The 19,005-nt window shown below is 69.0% G+C and carries 21 protein-coding genes; 7 read left to right on the forward strand and 14 right to left on the reverse strand.

Annotated elements, in window-relative coordinates; genetic code table 11:
* Positions 1 to 31: 31 nt before the first annotated feature.
* The 4 genes from ACFZDJ_RS28675 to ACFZDJ_RS28690 form a co-directional block, all read right to left on the reverse strand.
* Positions 32 to 484, reverse strand: a complete 453-nt coding sequence (locus tag ACFZDJ_RS28675; RefSeq protein ID WP_121413793.1) for a MarR family winged helix-turn-helix transcriptional regulator — start codon at positions 482 to 484, stop codon at positions 32 to 34.
* 113 nt (positions 485 to 597) lie between these two features.
* Positions 598 to 1,230, reverse strand: coding sequence for a UbiX family flavin prenyltransferase (locus ACFZDJ_RS28680; protein WP_060897432.1), 633 nt, complete (start codon positions 1,228 to 1,230; stop codon positions 598 to 600).
* Between the two features lie 413 nt (positions 1,231 to 1,643).
* Positions 1,644 to 3,146 (reverse strand): UbiD family decarboxylase, encoded by a 1,503-nt coding sequence (locus tag ACFZDJ_RS28685; RefSeq protein WP_390941196.1) that lies wholly within the window; start codon positions 3,144 to 3,146, stop codon positions 1,644 to 1,646.
* Positions 3,146 to 3,745: a non-oxidative hydroxyarylic acid decarboxylases subunit B gene (locus tag ACFZDJ_RS28690; protein ID WP_268814651.1), complete on the reverse strand. Its 600-nt coding sequence runs from the start codon at positions 3,743 to 3,745 to the stop codon at positions 3,146 to 3,148. Before ACFZDJ_RS28690 ends, ACFZDJ_RS28685 begins: the two co-directional genes overlap by 1 nt.
* Before the next feature lie 114 nt (positions 3,746 to 3,859).
* Between ACFZDJ_RS28690 and ACFZDJ_RS28695 the strand changes: the two genes are divergently transcribed.
* Positions 3,860 to 4,324, forward strand: a complete 465-nt coding sequence (locus tag ACFZDJ_RS28695) for a MarR family winged helix-turn-helix transcriptional regulator (RefSeq protein WP_164331854.1) — start codon at positions 3,860 to 3,862, stop codon at positions 4,322 to 4,324.
* 178 nt (positions 4,325 to 4,502) lie between these two features.
* On the opposite strand, the gene ACFZDJ_RS28700 is transcribed toward ACFZDJ_RS28695, so the two are convergent.
* Both ACFZDJ_RS28700 and ACFZDJ_RS28705 read right to left on the reverse strand, forming a co-directional pair.
* Positions 4,503 to 4,655 (reverse strand): hypothetical protein, encoded by a 153-nt coding sequence (locus ACFZDJ_RS28700; RefSeq protein ID WP_391063027.1) that lies wholly within the window; start codon positions 4,653 to 4,655, stop codon positions 4,503 to 4,505.
* Positions 4,656 to 4,717: 62 nt separating this feature from the next.
* Entirely contained in the window at positions 4,718 to 5,896 is a 1,179-nt protein-coding gene (locus tag ACFZDJ_RS28705) for an alpha-hydroxy-acid oxidizing protein (protein WP_391063029.1), read from the reverse strand.
* Between the two features lie 211 nt (positions 5,897 to 6,107).
* On the opposite strand from ACFZDJ_RS28705, the gene ACFZDJ_RS28710 reads away from it, so the two are divergent.
* The gene (locus ACFZDJ_RS28710) at positions 6,108 to 7,370 is read left to right on the forward strand and encodes a helix-turn-helix domain-containing protein (protein ID WP_390941204.1); all 1,263 of its coding nucleotides are present in this window, start codon (positions 6,108 to 6,110) and stop codon (positions 7,368 to 7,370) included.
* A 65-nt stretch (positions 7,371 to 7,435) separates the two neighbouring features.
* On the opposite strand, the gene ACFZDJ_RS28715 is transcribed toward ACFZDJ_RS28710, so the two are convergent.
* Positions 7,436 to 8,245 (reverse strand): SDR family NAD(P)-dependent oxidoreductase, encoded by an 810-nt coding sequence (locus ACFZDJ_RS28715; RefSeq protein WP_390941206.1) that lies wholly within the window; start codon positions 8,243 to 8,245, stop codon positions 7,436 to 7,438.
* A 90-nt stretch (positions 8,246 to 8,335) separates the two neighbouring features.
* On the opposite strand from ACFZDJ_RS28715, the gene ACFZDJ_RS28720 reads away from it, so the two are divergent.
* Entirely contained in the window at positions 8,336 to 8,899 is a 564-nt protein-coding gene (locus tag ACFZDJ_RS28720) for a TetR family transcriptional regulator (RefSeq protein ID WP_391063031.1), read from the forward strand.
* Between the two features lie 146 nt (positions 8,900 to 9,045).
* Here ACFZDJ_RS28720 and ACFZDJ_RS28725 read toward each other — a convergent pair whose 3' ends face one another.
* From ACFZDJ_RS28725 to ACFZDJ_RS28735, 3 genes are read right to left on the reverse strand one after another with little or no spacing between them, the layout of a single operon-like run.
* Positions 9,046 to 9,807, reverse strand: a complete 762-nt coding sequence (locus ACFZDJ_RS28725) for an SDR family oxidoreductase (RefSeq protein WP_391063034.1) — start codon at positions 9,805 to 9,807, stop codon at positions 9,046 to 9,048.
* Between the two features lie 53 nt (positions 9,808 to 9,860).
* Positions 9,861 to 11,471, reverse strand: a complete 1,611-nt coding sequence (gene mdlC / locus ACFZDJ_RS28730; RefSeq protein ID WP_391063036.1) for a benzoylformate decarboxylase — start codon at positions 11,469 to 11,471, stop codon at positions 9,861 to 9,863.
* Between the two features lie 38 nt (positions 11,472 to 11,509).
* Complete coding sequence (locus ACFZDJ_RS28735; RefSeq protein WP_390941212.1) at positions 11,510 to 11,680, reverse strand: hypothetical protein; 171 nt, start codon at positions 11,678 to 11,680, stop codon at positions 11,510 to 11,512.
* A 273-nt stretch (positions 11,681 to 11,953) separates the two neighbouring features.
* Between ACFZDJ_RS28735 and ACFZDJ_RS28740 the strand changes: the two genes are divergently transcribed.
* Positions 11,954 to 13,189: an alpha/beta fold hydrolase gene (locus tag ACFZDJ_RS28740; RefSeq protein WP_391063039.1), complete on the forward strand. Its 1,236-nt coding sequence runs from the start codon at positions 11,954 to 11,956 to the stop codon at positions 13,187 to 13,189.
* A gap of 292 nt (positions 13,190 to 13,481) precedes the next feature.
* Here ACFZDJ_RS28740 and ACFZDJ_RS28745 read toward each other — a convergent pair whose 3' ends face one another.
* The 3 genes from ACFZDJ_RS28745 to ACFZDJ_RS28755 all read right to left on the reverse strand — a co-directional run bounded on the left by ACFZDJ_RS28745 (position 13,482) and on the right by ACFZDJ_RS28755 (position 15,853).
* The gene (locus ACFZDJ_RS28745) at positions 13,482 to 13,991 is read right to left on the reverse strand and encodes a hypothetical protein (RefSeq protein ID WP_391063042.1); all 510 of its coding nucleotides are present in this window, start codon (positions 13,989 to 13,991) and stop codon (positions 13,482 to 13,484) included.
* Between the two features lie 220 nt (positions 13,992 to 14,211).
* Positions 14,212 to 14,628, reverse strand: a complete 417-nt coding sequence (locus ACFZDJ_RS28750; protein WP_391063045.1) for an SgcJ/EcaC family oxidoreductase — start codon at positions 14,626 to 14,628, stop codon at positions 14,212 to 14,214.
* Positions 14,629 to 14,887: 259 nt separating this feature from the next.
* Positions 14,888 to 15,853 carry an RNA polymerase subunit sigma-70 gene (locus ACFZDJ_RS28755; protein WP_391063046.1) on the reverse strand — a complete coding sequence of 322 codons (966 nt, stop codon included), beginning with the start codon at positions 15,851 to 15,853 and terminating at the stop codon, positions 14,888 to 14,890.
* On the opposite strand from ACFZDJ_RS28755, the gene ACFZDJ_RS28760 reads away from it, so the two are divergent.
* Entirely contained in the window at positions 15,843 to 16,280 is a 438-nt protein-coding gene (locus tag ACFZDJ_RS28760) for a zinc ribbon domain-containing protein (protein WP_391063049.1), read from the forward strand. The genes ACFZDJ_RS28755 and ACFZDJ_RS28760 overlap by 11 nt on opposite strands.
* Here the strand turns inward: ACFZDJ_RS28760 and ACFZDJ_RS28765 are convergent.
* Positions 16,175 to 16,783, reverse strand: a complete 609-nt coding sequence (locus tag ACFZDJ_RS28765; protein ID WP_391063052.1) for a TetR family transcriptional regulator — start codon at positions 16,781 to 16,783, stop codon at positions 16,175 to 16,177. The two genes, ACFZDJ_RS28760 and ACFZDJ_RS28765, sit on opposite strands and share 106 nt — an antisense overlap.
* Positions 16,784 to 16,894: 111 nt before the next feature.
* Here ACFZDJ_RS28765 and ACFZDJ_RS28770 point away from each other — a divergent pair, with 111 nt between their 5' ends.
* On the forward strand, positions 16,895 to 17,923 hold the full coding sequence (locus tag ACFZDJ_RS28770; RefSeq protein ID WP_391063378.1) for a zinc-binding dehydrogenase: 1,029 nt from the start codon (positions 16,895 to 16,897) through the stop codon (positions 17,921 to 17,923).
* A 200-nt stretch (positions 17,924 to 18,123) separates the two neighbouring features.
* Positions 18,124 to 18,960, forward strand: coding sequence for a TIGR03560 family F420-dependent LLM class oxidoreductase (locus ACFZDJ_RS28775; protein WP_391063055.1), 837 nt, complete (start codon positions 18,124 to 18,126; stop codon positions 18,958 to 18,960).
* Positions 18,961 to 19,005: the final 45 nt, after the last annotated feature.

The raw sequence follows: 19,005 nt of genomic DNA on the forward strand, positions 1-19,005 counted from the left end.
GCCGAAATCCGGTCCGCTCCTCCCCGCGGGCCTAGACGGTCTCGGAGTCCGCCAGGCGATTCATGATCTCGGCTGCCTTGTCGAGCGTCCGGCGCTCGGGGGCCCGAAGCGCGGACCCGATCACCTCGGCCAGCCACGCCTCACGGGCCGCCGGGATCCGCTCGGTCAGCGTCCGCCCGGCCGGAGTCGCGCTCACCAGGACCTTGCGCCCGTCGTTCGGGTCCTTCGCGGTGGTGATCAGCTCACCGGCGCGCAGCGCGGCCACGGTCTCCGCCATCGACTGCCGCCGCACGTGCTCGGCCTGCGCGAGCTCGCTCACGGTCATCGGACCGTCCGTGACGATCCGGTGCAGCGTGGTCAGATGCGACCAGTTCCACGGCAGGTCGTCGATCGGCGCCTCGGTGCGCAGCCGCGCTCGCAGCCGTGTCATCGCTCGCATCAGCTCGACGGCGGTGCCCTCTGGCGGAACCGGTTCGCTACTCACCAAGCCAGCATATTGCAGGGCGAAGACGCCCTGACCAGGGACGGGAACCGGTGGGGGCGGATCCCCGGGCAGGAATACCGGATACCCCGTCAACAGCCCGCCGGACAGGTGCGCTAGCGCGCTTGAGTGTGCTCGCGTCGCGCCGCGGTGTCGCTGCCGTCCCACTGGTAACGGTCCGTGCCGGGCAGGCCCAGGAACTGCAGGACGCGTTCGACGAACTCGTCCCGCAGCTGCGCGAGTGTCTCGGGCACGTTGTAGTACGTGGGGATCATGGGGTACACGGTGGCTCCCGCTTCCGTGACAGCGACCATGTTGCGCAGGTGGATGAGGTTCAGCGGCGCTTCCCGCAGGCACAGGACGAGTCTGCGCCGCTGCTTCAGCATCACGTCCGCGGCTCGCTCGATGAGGCTCTCGGTCTGGCCGTGAGCGATGCGTCCGAGTACGCCGGCCGCACACGGCAGGATGATCATTGCGTCGCTCGGGTAGCTGCCGCTGGTCACTGGTCCGGACATGTCGGCCGGGTCCAGGAAGCGTACTTTCGGTGACGTCGCCTCCAGGGCCTGGACCACCGAGTCCGGGTCTTCGCCGGTCCGGAATTCGAAGGCCACCAGTTTGCGCCCGTTGGCCGACACCAGAAGATCGACATGCCCGACCCGGTCGTCTCTCTGAAGTGCGGTGAGCAGGGCCTTGGCCACACCGGTGCCGCCCGCTCCCGTGACAGCAACTGTCACATTCTGCTGGGTCACGACTGTCCCTTTTCTTGACTCATCGGGTCGGCAACCGCACTGACTCGTGCCACACAAGTGATGTCTCGACGCCTGGGGTTGAAGGACCGCTGTCCGCTTCGGTCCGGCACGCACGCTGATCGGTACCCCGCCCGTGATCGCGAGATCCCCTTGCTCACTCGACCAGCGGCTTCTCGTCCTTCCTCATTCACCCGGTCGGCGTCCACCGCTCAGCGGGGTAGGGGCCCGCGCACGACGACCCACCCGGTTTTGCGTCTGGGCCCGTGGGGCCGGTCCGACGCCCGCCCCCTGACCGCCGGGCTGTGGCCGGTCAGGGGGCGGGGTCGTGCCGGTCGTGTGGCGGGCCGCCTGGTGGTGGTTGCGTCCCAGACGTCTACGGCAGCGCAGGTGCCGGCTCTACGGCACCGCAGGTGTCAGTCCGATGCGGCAGAGCCGGTGTCGCCCGCCTGCTCGGACTCGGCGGCCAGGACCTTGGCGCGCACGTCCGCCGGGAAGACGCCGTCGAAGGTGGCGGGCGGAACGCGTCCGCTTCCCACCGCCGGGAGCAGGGCGTCGTGTACGACGATGGCTCCCCAGCCGTTGTGCAGTTCCTCCTCGAGGAAGCACGGGTACCACGGCATGATCGGCCCGTGCCACTGCTCCTGGCGGAGCGACGGATGCACCCTGGTGGCCAGCGCCCACAGGAGATCCGAGTCGTTCGCCGGATCCACGTCGTCGTCGAGGACGTAGACGACCGGGGAGAGCCGGCCGACCCGGGTGCCGTTCAGTACCTCACCGATGCGGTGCACGAATCGTGCGGTGTCCATGCCCGGCAGCAGATCGCGCCAGTTCTGCGGGACCGTGATCACCGTCCAGAAGCAGGCGGCGCCGAGCGGCAGCCAGGCGGTCGTGATGGGCAGTCCCGCCTTCTGCAGGACCGCGACGACCTCTGCGGAGATGCCCGCGGCCGGTGCGACATGCGAGTCGTCGACAGGCCGTCCGGCGGCGGCCAGCGGCCAGATCGGGTCGTTGCGGTAGGTGATCGCCTCGATGCTGAAGAGCGGCTGCGGCGACGTCTCGGGCAGGGCCCAGCCGTGGAACTCCGCGAACGGGCCCTCCACGGCATCACGCGTTGCGGACAGGTACCCCTCGATGACGACCTCGGCGGAGGCCGGCACCTCCAGGTCGTTCGTCTCGCACTTCACCACGTCGACCGGCTTGCCCAGCACCGCTCCGAGATACGCTCCCTCGTCGACCTCGGTCGGAACGGTCATTCCGCCGACGATGGCAGCGCCCGGGTCGCCCCCCTGGAAAAGGGCGTAGGGCATCGGCTCGCCGATGGCCTCCCACTCACGCCAGATCATGCCGAGGTGCTGACCCGGCAGCACCAGTCCGGTCATGTGCCGGTCGTCGATCATCATGATTCGGGAAATGGACCAGTTCGTCCATCGGCCGTCCGGTGTCTTCGCGACGATGACACCCCACGTATTGACGTAGGGACCGCCGTCGCTCTGGTGAACGAACGGGATCGGGAATCGGTCGAGACGGGCTTCTTCACCCGTCAGGATGTTCTGCTTGCAGGGCGCCGAGCCGGCTGCCACACGCCGCGGCGGGAGCAGTTGCCCGGTGCCTGCCCGCCTGAGATGTTCGACCAGTTCGGCAGCGGTCGTCGTGTGCGGCAGGCCGAGGGAGAGGGAGACCCGGGCCAGCGGATGCCCGGGAACGCTCGACAGGGCGCCCGGGGCTCCGATCATGCGGAACCCCTCACCGACCCCGCTGAGGTGCTCGAAGAACGGGGCGGGCCGGCCGTTCTCGGTGGACCGCCGGGTGACGGCCGCCGCTTCCAGATTCGGATCGACCACGCGCGAGATGCGCTGGATGTCTCCCAGCGCGTCGAGCGCGGAGATATAGGACCGGAGGTCATTGATTTCGGACATCAGTCCCTTACGCCTTTCAATTCGGATGGGCGAGGCATTCCGTCCCAGCGCCGCGCCGACGGCACCTGGATATCCAGCTGGTCCAGTACTCGGACAACGACATGCTCAACGAGATCGTCGATGGTTTTCGGGCGGCTGTAGAAGGCCGGCATCGGCGGAACGATTCTCGCTCCCATACGGGAGAGCGCCAGCATGTTGTCGAGATGGATTTCGCTGAGCGGTGTCTCCCTCGGCACGAGCACCAGGGGACGCCGCTCTTTCAGCGTGACGTCGGCGGCGCGAGGGATGAGGCCATCAGCGTATCCGGTTCGAATTCCGGCGAGCGTCTTCATGCTGCACGGTGCGATAATCATTCCATCCATTCGGAATGATCCTGACGAAATCGCCGCGCCCTGATCATTCCATGAATAGGTCACGTCTGCCAGATCGGTGACTTCGCGAACCGACAGGCTGGTCTCCAGATGGATTGTCGCTTTGGCCCATTGAGACAGAACGAGATGTGTTTCCACGTCCGGCTGGTTCCGCAGCCGGCGGAGCAGTTCGACGCCGAAGACGGCGCCGGTCGCCCCGGTCATTCCCAAGATCACTCTTCGCGGCACGGGAACCACCTTCCGTACACGGTAAGTCCGTACACGGATGAATGTAGAGGATGAAGCTTTCGGTTGCAAACAGTCCGTGTACCAACTCACAGTGCACGGATGTATCCTGGGCCGGTGACGATCGGAGCTCGATACGACGGGGTGCTGGCCGACGGCATGGCCCACCAGCTGCGACGCGCCTCGCAGGCGGTGAACGCCTCGTGGCAACTGCGCAGCAGCGACCTCACGCCTGCGCAGTTCGCGGTGCTCCAAGTCCTGGATGAACGCGAAAGCCTCGACCAGAAGACCCTCGGCGCCCTCGCCGCGGTCGACCGGTCGACGCTCACTCCCCTCCTCGACCGGCTCCTGGCCCGTGACCTGATCACCAAGAGCACGGATCCCGGCAACCGCCGCCGGCAGCTGATCGCCCTGACGCCCGCCGGGCACGAACGAGCGGCCCTGGGCCGCCGGCAGGCACAGGAAACAAGCCGTTGGATCGAAGATCTGCTCGGGCCCGAACGACTGGCGACCCTCACCCTGCTCCTCAAGGAGCTGGGGGACGCGGGCCGCGACCAGCAGCCCGGCAGCAACCGCTCTTGAGCAAGCCCTCCGGGCGCCGGGCAGTCGTCTGCTTCGCCCGCCACACCGGCCGCACCTGACGATCCCGGCAGCGCGACACGCCGACCGCACAACCTCCCGTGCGGGCGCGCGCAGCGGCAACAGGGCCTCCTGGACGCCGGACGCGTCGCATCCCCGGGCTGCCGAGAGGCCCCGCTCTTCACGCATCGACCGCACCGCACTCCCCCGGCCAGGACCCCCTGTCGTGCCGGGCGCGGGCCGCCGCGGACTCCCTGAACCAGGCGCGTCCGGCGCGCGCCACCTCGTCCTGCGCCACCTCGTCCTGCGGCTCCGCGGACCCCGCCGTGCTCACTGCCGTACAGGGCCTGGCCGCTGAACTCCGGGGCTGTTCGCCGGGGTTGATGCCGCCGCACATCACAGGCGGCGTATCGCACCGTCCGCCCGGAGGTCCCCGAGGGCCGGGTAGCCGTCCACCGCCATGATCAGGTCGGCTTCGGCAAGCAGCGAGCGCAGGACGTGGACGATGCCCTGTGTGCCTCCGAGAGCCAGCCCGTATGCGTACGGGCGGCCCACGCCCACGGCGGTGGCCCCCAGCGCCAGAGCCTTGACCACGTCCGCGCCGCTGCGGACACCCGAGTCGAACAGGACCGGCAGGCCTTCCGCCGCCTCGACCACTCCCGGCAGCGCCTCCAAGGCGGGCAGTCCGCCGTTCGCCTGCCGGCCGCCGTGGTTGGAGCAGTAGATCCCGTCCACGCCGCCGTCCCTGGCGCGGCGCGCGTCTTCGGGGTGGCAGATGCCTTTGAGGACGAGCGGCAGGTCGGTGATCGACCGCAGCCAGCTGAGATCGTCCCAGGTCAGCGGATTGCCGAAGATCCGTGTCCATTCCAGTACCGCGGCCCGCGCATCCTCCTCGGGGGCTTTGGCCAGCCGGGCCCGGAAGACCGGGTCGGACGTGTAGTTGGCAAGGCAGTGGCCGCGCAGCTGCGGGAAGTTGCCGGTTGCCAGGTCGCGGGGGCGCCATCCTGTGATCCAGGTGTCCAGTGTCACCACGATGCCCTTGAAGCCTGCCGTTTCGGCCCGGCGCACCAGGCTCTCGGCCAGTTCCCGGTCGGTGGGGGTGTACAGCGAGAAGAGTCCCGGGGTTTCCCCGAACTCGGCCGCGACTTCCTCCAGCGGATCGACGCTGAGGGTGGAGGCCACCATCGGCACGCCCGTACGGGCGGCTGCGCGGGCCGTGGCCAGGTCGCCGCGGCCGTCCTGCGCGCACAGCCCGATCACCCCGACCGGCGCCATGAACAGCGGAGAAGGCAGACTCATCCCGAACAGGTTCACCGACAGGTCGCGCCGGGCCGCGCCGACCATCATCCGCGGCACCAGCCCCCATCGCAGGAACGCCGAGACGTTGGCTCGCTGGGTGGACTCGTCTCCTGCGCCACCGGCGACATACGACAGCAGCGACGGCGACAGCACCGCTTGCGCTCGCGCCTCCAGTTCCTGGAACTCCATCGGCAGGGCGGGCAGCACACCGGACAGCCCGTCGAGGTAGATCTCGTTCTGGTAGTCACCGAACTGCCCGTCGGGCTCTCGGTTCATCCGTGGGGTCACCGCCCTCGCCTCACCTGCCCCGGCCATCCAAAGCCAGTGCTTTTCATCGTGCGGTGGAGACGGGGCGGCGGCCAGGTCACAGCGGTACGGATTGGGCCGAAGGGGTTGTGGCCGACGTGCATTGACCCGCCGGACGAGTGCGGGCTGCGACGTGGTCTGCCGATGGGCGGTCGGTGATCTCGTTTTGTAGGATCGAGGCATGGCTGCGGAGTATCCCGAGGCCGCAAAGCAGCTGTCCGTGGTCGCGGAGAGCGTGGGGGCACATCTTTCGGATGTCAGCCGTGACATCGGGGAGCAGCTGCTCGCGGAGATCCCGGAGCTCCGGGGTGACGGGACCGTCGTCAAGATCCTCGAAGCGAGCGTCGCGGAGAACGTCGCCACGCTGCTGCACATTTTCGAGAACGACATACCGCTGGACAACGTCGAGGGGCCCCCGGTCGCCTCGGAGTACGCCAGGAGACTGGCCCAGCGGAACGTGCCTCTCAGTGCGCTGATCAGGTCCTACAGGATCGGGCACTGGCGTTTCCTGCAATGGTGTCTCGACGAGCTCGACCGTCAGGGCGCCGACGAGTCCCTGGCCGCCGCGACCAACTGGCGCATGCTGAACATGAGCTTCGGCTACATCGACCGGGTCACGGAGCATGTCATCGATGTCTACCAGCTCGAACGCGACCACTGGCTGCTGAGCCGGACAGCCGTGCGGGCCGCGCGCGTGCGGGACATCCTCGCCGGGAAGGACGTCGACCTCGACTGGGCGGAGTCGGCTCTGGGTTACCGCATCCGGCAGTACCACCTCGGGCTGGTGTCCTGGCTGCCCCCGCTGGCGGAGGCGGGTGCGGGGCTGGCCAGGCTCGACCGGATGACCACCGTTCTCGCCGAGGTGCTCGGCTGTGCCGCCCGGCCGCTGTTCGTCCCCCGGGACGAGGCGTTGTCCTGGGCGTGGCTGCCGTTCGGCTCGCACCACGACGTCTCCTGGGAACAGGTGTCGGACGCGATCGAGAGCACCGACCCCTCCGTGCATGTGTGCGTGGGGAACGTGGAGCCCGGCATCGGGGGATTCCGCTCCACGCACCATCAGGCACTGCGCACACAGGAGCTGGCGACGCTGGCAAGTCCCGGCACCCGGTTCACCGAGTACTCCCGGGTGGCTCCGATCGCCTTGATGTGCGCCAATGTCGAGGACATGCGCGCCTGGGTGTGGGGGGTTCTGGGTCCGCTGGCTGTCGATGACGAGAACTGCGCACGGCTGCGGGAGACCGTGCAGATCTTCCTGGACACCGGCTGCAGTTACACCGCCACGGCCGGCGCTCAGATTCTGCACAAGAACACCGTGCACTACCGCATCCGGAAGGCCGAGGAGATCATGGGACATCCCGTCCATGAACGCCGCATCGATCTGGAAGTCGCGCTGCTCGCCGTCCAGTACCTCGGCTTGACGCTCCTTCGCAGCGCCCCGGCATGAACACACCCTCTCGTCGGCCGACCGGATGGTCACCCCCGGGCGGTCCGTGAGCCGCCCCTCCAGCGTCAGTCGGTGCCGGCCGTGACCGGCTCCCAGCGGGCGTACTCGTCCATCAGCTCGGTGAAGCGGCCCCGCACCATCTCCAGGCCGGCGGTGGCCACGGCAAGGTGCAGCGGGGGCTCGTCGATGCCCGTGATGCCGGCGACGGCCGCCATGGACTTGACGAGGTCGCCCCTCACCGCCTGCTTGTCGAATTCGGCCATGGCGGCGTAGGAGGGCGCGTAGGCGGGGACGGACGTGGCGGGGAGCTTCGCATTGGTCCCGAAGCTGGTGTCGTAGCCCGCCGGCTCGACCAGGGTGACGTGGATGCCGAGCGGGCCGACCTCCTTGGCCAGTCCCTCGGTCAGGTTCTGCACGGCGCTCTTCGAGGCGCAGTACACGGCCATCGTGGGCAGGCTGACGTGGCCGCCCATGGAGCCGATGTTGATGATGTGGCCGCAGCCGCGTTCCCGCATCTGCGGGAGCACGGCCTGGATCACCTGGACGAGGCCCACCACGTTGGTTTCGAACTGGTCGCGCAGCTGGTCGGGGCTGACTTCCTCGACCGCGCCGACCTGTCCGTAGCCGGCGGCGTTGACGAGGGCGTCGATGGCGCCGAAGCGGTCGACGGCCTCCTTGACGGCCTGCTCGATGCCGGCGGCGTCGGTGACGTCGAGGCGTGTGACCAGGACATTGCCGAGGTCGGCGAAGGCCGGGTTGGCCTTGGCCGGGTCACGCATGGTGGCTACGACGTTCCAGTCGCGCGCGGCGTACTCGAAGGTGGCTGCTTCGCCCATGCCTGTCGAAGCACCTGTGATCAGAACGGTCTTGCGCATGATGCCCTCTCTCGTGGCGTGGCCCCTACGCCCGCCACTAAACAGAATCTACAAAACATGTATAGCACGCTCACTCGGTATGGTGTGTATATGGCAGCGACCCGTGGGGACACCCAACGCCGCGAGCAGGTACTCGCGGCGGCACTGACCGTTTTCGCGACGTTCGGCTATCGCAAGACGTCGATGGACTCGGTGGCTCAGGCGGCGGACATCTCCCGCCCCGGCCTGTACTTCCTCTTCTCCGGCAAGGAGGAGCTGTTCCGCGAGACCATGCGGCAGGCGCTGGACGAGGCCCTGGACGACGTCCGCACGGCGCTGGCCGCGCCCGACGCGGACCTCAACGCACGTCTGGTGACCGCGCTCGACGCCAATCTGGGCCGCTACGTCGGCACACACATCAACGAGGGCGTCGACGACCTGCTGGAGCACGGCACAGCACAGCTCCAGAGCATGTACGACGACTACCGGGCCGCCTTCCTCGACGCGCTCACCGAGGCCGTCACCATCTCCGGCCGGCCCACCGGAAGCGTCACCCCGCGGCAGATCGCCGAGGTCCTGCACGCCGCCGCCGAAGGCTGGAAGCACCGCGTCGCCGACCGTCCGGCATTCGTCGACAAGCTCACCATGGCCGTCGACGTCGCACTGCGCCCCTAGGCCCTGTCGTCACATTCCCGGGCAGACGGGAATGTGACGACAGGGCCTAGGTCCCGCAAGGCGGAGGAGGGAGCCGGCGACCGGCGACAACGCCGCAGACGCGCGTGCCGGAGACCGCGCGGCGTGACCGGCCGGACAGGCCCTGGCTAGAAGCCTCTGCGCACACCCCCGTCGATCGACAGCATCACGCCCGTGAGGTACGACGCGGCGGGCGACAGCACGAAGGCGGCGCTGCGGCCGAACTCCTCGGGGGTTCCGTAGCGGCGCAGGGGGACGCCGGCGGTCGCACGGGCGCGGGCGGCGTCGGCGTGGCCGGTGTGCGCGTCGAGTTCACGGACCCGGTCGGTCTCGATGTGGGCGGGCACGAGGCCGACGACGCGGATGCCCCGGGGGCCCAGCTCGTTCGCCAGGTTCTTCGCGTAACCGGCCAGGCCCGGCCGGAAGGCGTTGGAGAGCGCGAGGCCGGGAATCGGCTCGTACACGGAGCTGGAGAGGACGAAGCCGATGACCCCTCCCCCGTCCAGCTCCGCCGCGACGGCGCGGGACAGCCGCACCGCGCCGAGGAAGACCGACTCGAAGGCGGCCCGCCACTGGTCGTCGTCGATGATGTCCGACGTACCTGCCGGCGGGCCGCCGACGCTGATGAGCGCCCCGTCCAGCCGCTTGAAGGCATCGCGTGCCGCGCCGATGAGCCGGTCCGGGGCAGCGGGGTCGGCGTTGTCGGCCACGACACCGACTGCCTGCTCCGGGCCGCCGAGCTCCGCCCCGGCGGCGGCGGCCGACTTCTCACTGCGGCCGCTGACGACCACCCTCGCCCCGTCCGCCACCAGTTCGCGTGCCGCGGCCCTGCCCAGACCGCGGGTGCCACCGGTGACGATGTACACCCGGTCCTTCAGCCCAAGGTCCATGACCGCTGCCTCCTGTCCCGTCGTGCCGTGTCCCGTCGTGCCGAACACACGGCCTACAACATCGCCTTCTGGGGTTGCGTGGACACCACGATGACGCTGGTGGTGCCGGCGCTCAGGGCCGCCTTGAACTCCCGCTCCAGGTCCCCCGTGGTCTCCACGTCGACCGCACGGCAGCCGAAACCGCGGGCCACGGAGGCGATGTCGAGCCCGGGCAGGTCGAGGCCCGGAACGCCCGGCGTCTCCTCCAGCACCGCGAACGACTTGAGGATGGAGTACTCCTGGTTGCGCATGACCACATACACGATCGGGAGGTTGTGCTGGGCCGCCGTCCAGATGGCCTGCACGGAGTACTGGAAGGAACCGTCGCCGATCAGGCCGACCACCGGCCGGTCGACGCCCCGGTCCCGGTCGCCCAGCGCGACACCCACCGCGGCCGGGGTGCCCCAGCCGATGCCTCCGCTGGCCGTGGCGAAGAACGATCCGGTCCTGACCGTCGGAAGCCACTCGATCTGCTGCGCCATCGTGGAGGTCGACTCGTTGACGATGACCGCGTCCGGCGGCCGGACCCTGCTCAGGGCGGCGTACACCTCGGGCGGGGTGAGCGGGCTGTTCGGCGTCTGCGGCAGCTCACGGGGCCGCGCCATCGGCTCCGGAGCGGTCCGCGCAGACCCCTCGGCGACCATGTCCAGGAGCAGTCCGATCGCCGTCGCGGGATCGCCCAGGAGGCTGTCGCCCACCCGCGCCGCCGCGGCAACCGCCGGATTGCCGGTGATCTGCAGGAGCTCGGTGCCGTCGGGGAGGTAGTCGCCGGGCACGTAGGGGTAGTAGCGGAAGGCCTCCGCGCCGATCACGACCACCAGGTCATGCCCGGTAAGCCGGTCGCTGATGGTCTTCACCGACATGCCGAGCGGGCCGCGGAAGAGGGGGTGGTCCTCCGGGAAGGAGGCGCGGTCCAGCAGCGGAGCGCCGTAGACGGAAGCGCGCAGCTTCTCCGCCAGGGCCACGGCCGCGTCCCAGCCGCCGGCCCGGTCCACCTCCGGCCCGAAGACCAGCGCGGGACGACGGCTTGCGGAGATGCGGTCGGCGAACAGCCGCAGACGCTGCGCGTCGGGGACGACCCGGTCGCTGACGGTCCGCACCCGGGTGAATCCGGACAGGGGCCGCTTCCAGTCGTCCATGGGAATCGACAGGTAGACCGGTCCCGCCGGCGGCTGCAGCGCCTCCGCGTAGGCCCGCATGAAGGCCTCGGGGACGTCCTCGGCGCGGGCCGGCTCGTAGGACCATTTCACCCACGGCTTCGGCAGCATGGTGGCCTCGCGGTTGCCGAGATACGGCTCCCCGATCACGAGTTCACGGTGCTGCTGTCCCGAGGTGATGATCAGGGGCGTGTTTCCGTGGTAGGCCGCCACCAGGTTGCCCACGGCGTTTCCCACCCCGGCCGAGGAGTGCACGTTGACCAGTGCCGGGCGACGCGTGACCTGGGCGAAGGCGTCGGCCATCGCGATGACGGACGCCTCCTGCAGCGCCAGGACATAGGTGAAGTCCTCGGGGAAATCCTGCAGGAAGGTCTGCTCGGTCGAGCCGGGATTACCGAAGACCGTGGTGAGTTTCAGGGCCCGCAGCAGGTCGTAGGTCACGCTGTGGACGGTGGATTGCTCGGTCATTGTTGCCACCGACTTTCGTGCTGGAGCCGGGCGCCGGGTCAGCGGCCCTGCCAGTGGGGTGCGCGCTTCTCGGTGAGGGCTCGGGCGTCTTCCCTCGCGTCGTGGGACGCCGGAACCGAAGCGACGATCCGATCCTGCTCGACAAAGGCGTCCTCGTCGCGAAATGCGGTCCGTTCGGTGACGGCACGTTCGACGGCTGCCACGGCCAAGGAGGGCGTTGTACGCCACGAGGGCGGCGCGCTCCATGGTCCGTTTCAGGGCCGGGCCCGGTTCGGTGAGGTGGCCGACCAGGTCGAACCGCTCGGCGCGTTCGGCGGGCTGAGGATCGCCGGTGACCAGGAGTTCCGGGGCGATCTCCGCCTCCTGCGGCGGAGCGCCGTTGGCGATCGTCCGCCAGTACATCGAGCAGCAGAAACGCCCGCTCTGAGGTTGCACGTCAGAACAGTGTTGAGATGCATACATCCCCGGTAAGGAACCATTCCATGACCACCTTGCACGCCTTCCCCCTGGAGCCCACCCCGATCCATGTGTCCGACGAGGTCCTCGATGACCTGCGCGCCCGTCTCACATTGACCCGTCCGCCGCTGGACGAGGGGAATGGGGACTGGTCCTACGGCGTCCCGGACAGCTATCTCCGTGAGCTGGTCGCCTACTGGCGGGACGGCTACGACTGGCGCAAGGCCGAGGCCGCCATCAACGTCTACGAGCACTACCAGGTGAGCGTCGCCGGTGTCCCGGTGCACTTCATGGGCAAGCCCGGCCGCGGCCCTCGCCCGATCCCGTTGATCCTCACCCACGGCTGGCCGTGGACGTTCTGGCACTGGTCGAAGGTGATCGACCCGCTCGCCGACCCGGCCGCGTTCGGCGGTGACCCCGCCGACGCGTTCGACGTCATCGTGCCGTCCCTGCCCGGCTTCGGTTTCCCCGGCCCGCTCACCGGCTTTTCGGACGTCAACTTCTGGAAGGTCTCCGACCTCTGGCACACCCTGATGACCGAGACCCTGGGATACGAGAAGTACGCCGCCGGGGGCTGCGACATCGGCGGGATCGTCTCCAGTCAGCTCGGCCACAAGTACGCCGACGAGCTGTACGGCATCCACATCGGCTCCGGGCTGCCGCTCGACTTCTTCACCGGCCACCGTGCCTGGGACTTCGCCCGGAATCGGCCCCTCACCGACGACCAGCCCGCCGACGTCCGCGCCCGCATCATCGAGCTGGACCACCGCTCGGCGTCCCACCTCGCCGTGCACATGCTCGACGGCGCCACCCTGGCCCACGGGCTGAGCGACTCACCCGCCGGACTGCTCGCCTGGCTGCTGGAGCGCTGGAACGCCTGGAGCGACAACGGCGGTGACCTGGAGTCCGTCTTCACCAAGGACGACCTGCTCACCCACGCCACGATCTACTGGGTGAACAACTCCATCGCCACGTCGATGCGTTACTACGCCAACGCCAACCGCTACCCCTGGTCCCCCGCCCACGACCACACCCCGGTCGTGCAGGCCCCGGTCGGCCTCACCTTCGTCACGTACGAGAACCCGCCCGGCATCCACACCGCCAACGAGCGCGTCCGGGCGTTCAAGACCGGCCCGCAGGCCGACTGGTTCAACCACGTCAACGTCAACGCCCACGACCGCGGCGGCCACTTCATCCCCTGGGAGAACCCCGACGCCTGGGTGAGTGACCTGCGCCGCACCTTTCACGGCCGCAGGCCCTGAACGGCCCTGCGGGCCCGTCGGGTGACGGGCCAGACGGACGTTGCCCGGCGGGGGCGTGCGCGTCGGCCGACCGGCCCGCACCGCCCGCCACACCGTCTGTCTGAGCCGGCCTCCCTGCGGGACCCCGCTCGCCGCCTCCCTCCCGGGAGCCCTGTCATGCCACCGCCACGCCCGTTCCGTCAGCGGGCCTCACCATCAGCGCCGTGCTGCTCCTGCTCACCGCTCTGGCGGACAAGGCCCTCCCGTCCGCCGTGCCCCCAGTGGGACGCCGTTGCCCGCCCTCAGTCGCTGATCAGCTGCAATGCACGTACATACCGCTGGTGCTGTAGCCACCGTTGGAGAAGTTCCACGTCGGGGTCTGCCCGGAGCACGAGTGACCGCCGGCGGTGAAGTTCATGTTGCCGTAGTACAGGCGGGTGTTGGAGACGTTGGGGGCCACCTTGATGAACCCGGAGTCCCACCACCAGCTGTTGAGGTTGGGGAGAGGCGCGTTGGTGTTCGCGTTGTAGGAGGAGCTGGACTTCACGTCGATCTGGCCGCCGTGCCAATTGCCGTTGACGTAGTTGGTGTTCCAGAGGTTGACCTCGGTGTACGCAACCTCATTGCTGCTGTTGCAGTAGTTCCAGGCAAGGTAGAAGGAGCCGATCGTCTGCGAGTTGACCGTTATGGCCTGGGACGGGCCGAGAACGGAGGCGCAGGAGCCGGCTTGGGCCGTTCCGGTGCCGACAGCGGCGAACGTGAGACTGGCAGCGAGGATGGCGAGCGCAGTGGATGCCGCGCGCATTCGGGTGCTGATCTGCATGATCCCCTCCCGTGGGGGTCTGTGGGGTGACTGAGTGAGCCTCTTGCGTTGCGGGGCTCACTGAGGCGTGGCCGCGGGCCGGAGCGAGTGGCTCGGGCTGGTGGTCGTAGAGGGAACCTGGTGGTCGTAGGGGGGAAGGGGAGACTCCCCCTGGCCTGGTCGGCCCGAAAGCGCCCCTCTACCGCGGCGGTGGTCGAGGGGCGCCAGGTCGGCGGCGGCCTCAGCCCTGGTTCATGACCACCGGGGAGTTCTGGTAGGCCGCGAGCAGCCACTTGCCGTCCTGCCGGGCAAGCACCCAGCTCGCGACCACCAGGCGGTCTGCCGGCACCTCGGTTTCGCCCGGGAAGAGGATGCCGGTCTCGCTGACGACCACGGCGGCGTCGTCGTTGAGGAAACGGATGTTCAGTACCTTGTCGGTGGTGGTCGAGCCCTTCAGGAAGGTGCTGAAGCCGGCCTTCATGCTCTCGCGGATCTCTTCCCGGGACTTTCGGTAGGACCCGGGGAGAATCGCGCTGGCGTCCTCGGTGTAGTCGGCCACGAACGCATCAGCATCGCTGGCGTTCCAGGCTTCGTAGACGCCCTTGAGCACGTTGCGGATGGCGGTCTCGTCCGCTGCGCGCGTCTGGTTCGCAGTCAAGGTCTTCCTCGCTTCGTCGTACCGGTACAGGTCGCCGCGGCCTGCGGCTCACCGGGAGCCGTCTGCGCTCCGCAGATAGATACCGGCGGCCGGCCCGGAACTCATCGCGCCCGCGGAGATTCTTTTCGAGTGGCGGCTGACAGCGTCCTGACCAGCGATGATGCGTCCGGATCCGGTCGGCTTGCCGCCCCGGAGCCGGCGCAGAGGGGCCCGCCCGCGTCCCGGCATCGGCACGGGCCCGCGGCGGGCGGAGCAGCCCTCAGGATTCGCTCTCGGTGTCCAGGCCGAACGCCGCAAAGACCTCGATGTCCTGGAACACGGTGGTCCTGCTGATGCCGGCGTCAGTGACGGTGAACACCTGCAGGGTGTGCAACTCGAACGCGCCGCTGTCGCCGCGGCGATAGGCCGCGAAGCCCGGCTGGCCGTTCGCCGCAATCGGGTCGAGACGCCAGCTGCTGCCGGCCTTCGCAAAGACCCAGCCCATGAACCGGGCGTAATTGTCGCGGCCGACGAACCAGTTGAGCATCGGAGGCATCTCCATGAGGACATCGTCGGCGAGGAGCTTCTTGATTCCTTCGATGTCCGCCTTCTCGAATGCCTTCATGTAGCGCTCGACGCAGGCCCGCTGTTCCGCCTGTGAGGGCTCCGCGACACTGTCCTCCCGGACGCCTGCTTCGTTCAGGCGGGCACGCGCCCGCTGCAGCGAACTGTTGACCGAAGCGACCGACGTACCGAGCACGTCCGCGGTCTCGGCCGCCGAGAAGGCGAGCACCTCGCGCAGGATCAACGCGGCACGCTGGCGTGCCGAGAGATGCTGCAGCGCGGCGACGAACGCCAGGCGCAGGCTTCCCCGGTCGACGGCTGCGCCGACCGGGTCCCCCAGGTGCAGCAGCGCGTCGGGCATCGGCTGCAGCCAGGTGACCTCGCCGCCGTGGACGAATGACCGGAGCGGATCGCTTTCCGCGACCATCCCTGACGGCAGCGGTCTGCGGCTGCGGCTCTCCAGGGCATTCAGGCAGGCGTTGGTCGCGATCCGGTACAGCCACGTCCGCAGCGACCCGCGGGTCCGGTCGTAACGGGCCCGCGCCCGCCAAGCCCGCAGATAGGTCTCCTGCACCAGGTCTTCGGCGTCGTGAACCGAGCCGAGCATCCGGTAACAGTGGGCGAGCAGCTCCGGTCGGTATGGCTCGAGTTGGCGGTCGAAGTCCTCCGTCGTGGTCGCCACACCCAGCTCCCTCCCGCTGTGTCCCTCACCGAGGACCCTATTGAACCTCCACACCGCCGGCGTACACCTCACGCCCTGTGCCGAGTGCGGGCTCACCGACAGGGCGGACCGGGTCTCCCAGGCCTGGTTCGCGTGCCGGATCTGCGGATTCGTTGATCACGCGGACCGGAACAACTCCCGCAACATCCGGGCCCGCGCCCGGGAGTTGCGGCGACGCGGGGCCCCGTCAACGGCCCCGGCCCCACCCCGGAAGCACCCGGATGGGGCCGGACGCAAACCACACATCACCGCCGGTGATGCCCGTCGTGCAAGCCCGTCGCTTCAGCGACGGGTAGGTGGCCTACGGGCCCGAGGGCGGCGTTCTCCCTCGGTATCGCCGCTCCCTGCGCTCGTCAGGATCGCGCTCGCGACCACATCGAAGAGGTGATCGGCGCGTGGCGCGAGCGAGGGTTGGTCGCTGAGCCACGCGAGCGCCGCTACCAGCGCGAACAGATCGGTGCCGTCCATGTCGGTCCGCGCTGTGCCCGCGGCCTGGGCACGGGTGAGGAGCCGCGCGCCGGCTGCGCGCAGGGTGACGCACGAAGCGTGGAGTGCGGACTCGGTGTCCTCGATGGCGGCTGCCATCAGCACGGTCACGCCCCGGTACGCGGTTGTCCATGCGACGCAGTCGCGCAGCCACGAAACGAGAGCGTCTTCGGGCGAGCTCGATGTCTCGAGCTCGCCTGCCCTTGCCGTCAGCTCGTCGAAGCTCGTGCGGAGCAAGGCCTCGAGCAGCGCCTCGCGTGTCGGAAAGTGACGCAGCAGCGTCGCGAGCCCGACGTCGGCCCTGCGCGCGATGTCGCGCAGTGATACGTCGACGCCTTGCTCGGTGATGGCGGTGCCCGCGACGGCGAGCACGTGGTCGCGGTTCTTCCTGGCGTCGGCCCGCATCTGCCCCTCTTGACTATCCGGATCAGTGGTCCATATATTCGGATCACTGATCCAGTTATGTGGATCGCTGATCCGAATAAGCCTATCCCGCAGCGCGGCCAGGAGAAAACGATGCCGACACACACGATGAGGGCAGTCCGGCTCCATGCGCACGGCGGCCCTGAAGTCCTGCGTCACGACGAGGTGCCGGTTCCCGAGCCGGGGCCGGGCGAGGTGCTCGTTCGCGTGCACGCGGTCGGCGTCAATCCTCCGGACTGGTACCTGCGCGACGGGCTGACGACCCTGCCTCCGGAGACGAGGCCGAAGTTCAGCCTGCCCGTGATCCCGGGGACGGACGTGTCGGGCGTCGTCGAGGCCGTCGCCGCGGATGTGGACGGCCTCGACGTAGGTGATGAAGTCTTCGGCCTCCTCCGCTTCCCCAGCTTCGACGGCAGCGCATATGCCGAGTACGTGGCCGCGCCCGCGTCGGACCTCGCACGCAAGCCGGCCGGCATCGATCACGTGCACGCCGCGGGGGCGCCCATGGCCGGGCTCACCGCGTGGCAGTTCCTGATCGAGCTCGGACACGATCACCCCTCGCCCTTCCAGGCGGCGCGGCATCGCCCGACGGCACTCGACGCCGGCACGACGGTGCTCATCAACGGCGCCGCAGGCGGCGTGGGGCACTTCGCACTGCAGCTGGCGAAATGGAAGGGTGCACGGGTCATCGCGGTGGCATCGGGCGCGCATGAACCGTTCCTGCGCGCGCTCGGCGCCGACCAGTTCATCGACTACACCAAGAGCCGTCCCGAAGAACTCGTGCACGACGTCGACCTCGTTCTCGACACCGTCGGCGGCCCCGACAGCAGCCGCTTCCTGCGCACGCTCAAGCGCGGCGGCGCCCTGTTCCCCGTGTTCTTCGGCGACTTCGACGACGAAGAGACCGCGAAGCTGGGCGTCACGGTCTCGGGCACCCAGGTCCGCTCGAACGGCGCGCAGCTCGCCGAACTGGGACGCCTGCTCGACGCGGGCACGGTCCGCGTCGCGATAGACAGCACGTTCGCGCTCGCGGATGCCCGAGCGGCGCACGAACGCGCCGCCCGAGGGCACATCCAGGGCAAGATCGTGCTCACGGTCGCTCAGGAACGGGCCGATTCATAGACACGTCCGGCGTTCGTCCTCGGGGCACGTCCCCCGGCCAGGTGGCCGCGATGCTCACAGCGGCGAACCGAGCGGACCCGTTCAGCCAGCTCGGTTCGCCGCAGGAGATCGCCGAGACGGTCGCATTTCCCGATGCGGGGAGGGCGTGCCAGGCCCCGCGTCTGCGGGATGATCCGCCGGACAGGCTCTAGCGTGGCCGCATGCGCTTTGCCTTCAAGACGTCACCGCAGAATACGACTTGGGACGCCATGCTCCAGGTGTGGCAGGCTGCCGACGACATCGAAATATTCGAGTCCGGCTGGACCTCCGACCACTTCTACCCGACGCACAGCGCCGACCCGGCTGTCCCGCGCCTGGAGGGCTGGATCACGCTGACCGCGCTGGCGCAGGCGACCAGCCGGCTGCGGATGGGCACACTGGTCACCGGCATTCACTACCGGCATCCCGCGGTCCTGGCCAACATGACGGCAACCCTCGACGTCGTGTCCGGCGGCCGGCTGGAGCTCGGCATCGGGACCGGCTGGAACCAGGAGGAGTCCAGTGCCTACGGCATCGAGCTGGGCACCCCGAAGGAGCGCAGCGACCGGTTCGAAGAGGCGTGCGAGGTCATCACCCGTCTGCTCGGCCAGGAGACCACGACGTTCAAAGGCAGCTACTACGAGCTGACCGATGCCCGCTGCAACCCCAGACCCGTGCAGCAGCCGCACCCGCCGGTCTGCATCGGCGGCAGCGGCGAGAAGCGCACCCTGCGCACCGCCGCCCGCTTCGCACAGCACTGGAACTTCGACAGCGGCACGGTCGGGCAGTTCATCCACGCGCGCGACGTACTCCACCAGCACTGCGCCGACATCCGCCGGGACCCGGCGCAGATCCTGCTTTCGAGCCAGGTGCGGTTCAACGGCGATCCGGCCGCGACGGCGGCCACCGCCGCCGAGTTCGGCGAGGCCGGTGCGGAGCTTGCCATCGTCTACCTGCCCCCGCCCTACACCCCCACCGTGCTGGAACCGCTGGCAAAAGCGCTGGGTCAGCTGGCCTGAGCTCAGGAACAGTGCCGCCCTCAGCCCGGCCGAACAACTTCGCCG

Origin of the sequence: Streptomyces sp. NPDC007896 (assembly GCF_042959425.1) — a bacterium.
In the GTDB taxonomy this organism is placed as follows: domain Bacteria; phylum Actinomycetota; class Actinomycetes; order Streptomycetales; family Streptomycetaceae; genus Streptomyces.

What these genes read in the sequence shown, in the direction of transcription:
- ACFZDJ_RS28685 (WP_390941196.1), bottom strand. Translation starts at nt 3,146, where the DNA reads ATGTCCGAAATCAATGACCTCCGGTCCTATATCTCCGCGCTCGACGCG.
- ACFZDJ_RS28705 (WP_391063029.1), bottom strand. Translation starts at nt 5,896, where the DNA reads ATGAACCGAGAGCCCGACGGGCAGTTCGGTGACTACCAGAACGAGATC.
- ACFZDJ_RS28710 (WP_390941204.1), top strand. Translation starts at nt 6,108, where the DNA reads ATGGCTGCGGAGTATCCCGAGGCCGCAAAGCAGCTGTCCGTGGTCGCG.
- ACFZDJ_RS28715 (WP_390941206.1), bottom strand. Translation starts at nt 8,245, where the DNA reads ATGCGCAAGACCGTTCTGATCACAGGTGCTTCGACAGGCATGGGCGAA.
- ACFZDJ_RS28720 (WP_391063031.1), top strand. Translation starts at nt 8,336, where the DNA reads ATGGCAGCGACCCGTGGGGACACCCAACGCCGCGAGCAGGTACTCGCG.
- ACFZDJ_RS28725 (WP_391063034.1), bottom strand. Translation starts at nt 9,807, where the DNA reads ATGGACCTTGGGCTGAAGGACCGGGTGTACATCGTCACCGGTGGCACC.
- mdlC (WP_391063036.1), bottom strand. Translation starts at nt 11,471, where the DNA reads ATGACCGAGCAATCCACCGTCCACAGCGTGACCTACGACCTGCTGCGG.
- ACFZDJ_RS28740 (WP_391063039.1), top strand. Translation starts at nt 11,954, where the DNA reads ATGACCACCTTGCACGCCTTCCCCCTGGAGCCCACCCCGATCCATGTG.
- ACFZDJ_RS28745 (WP_391063042.1), bottom strand. Translation starts at nt 13,991, where the DNA reads ATGCAGATCAGCACCCGAATGCGCGCGGCATCCACTGCGCTCGCCATC.
- ACFZDJ_RS28765 (WP_391063052.1), bottom strand. Translation starts at nt 16,783, where the DNA reads ATGCGGGCCGACGCCAGGAAGAACCGCGACCACGTGCTCGCCGTCGCG.
- ACFZDJ_RS28770 (WP_391063378.1), top strand. Translation starts at nt 16,895, where the DNA reads ATGCCGACACACACGATGAGGGCAGTCCGGCTCCATGCGCACGGCGGC.
- ACFZDJ_RS28775 (WP_391063055.1), top strand. Translation starts at nt 18,124, where the DNA reads ATGCGCTTTGCCTTCAAGACGTCACCGCAGAATACGACTTGGGACGCC.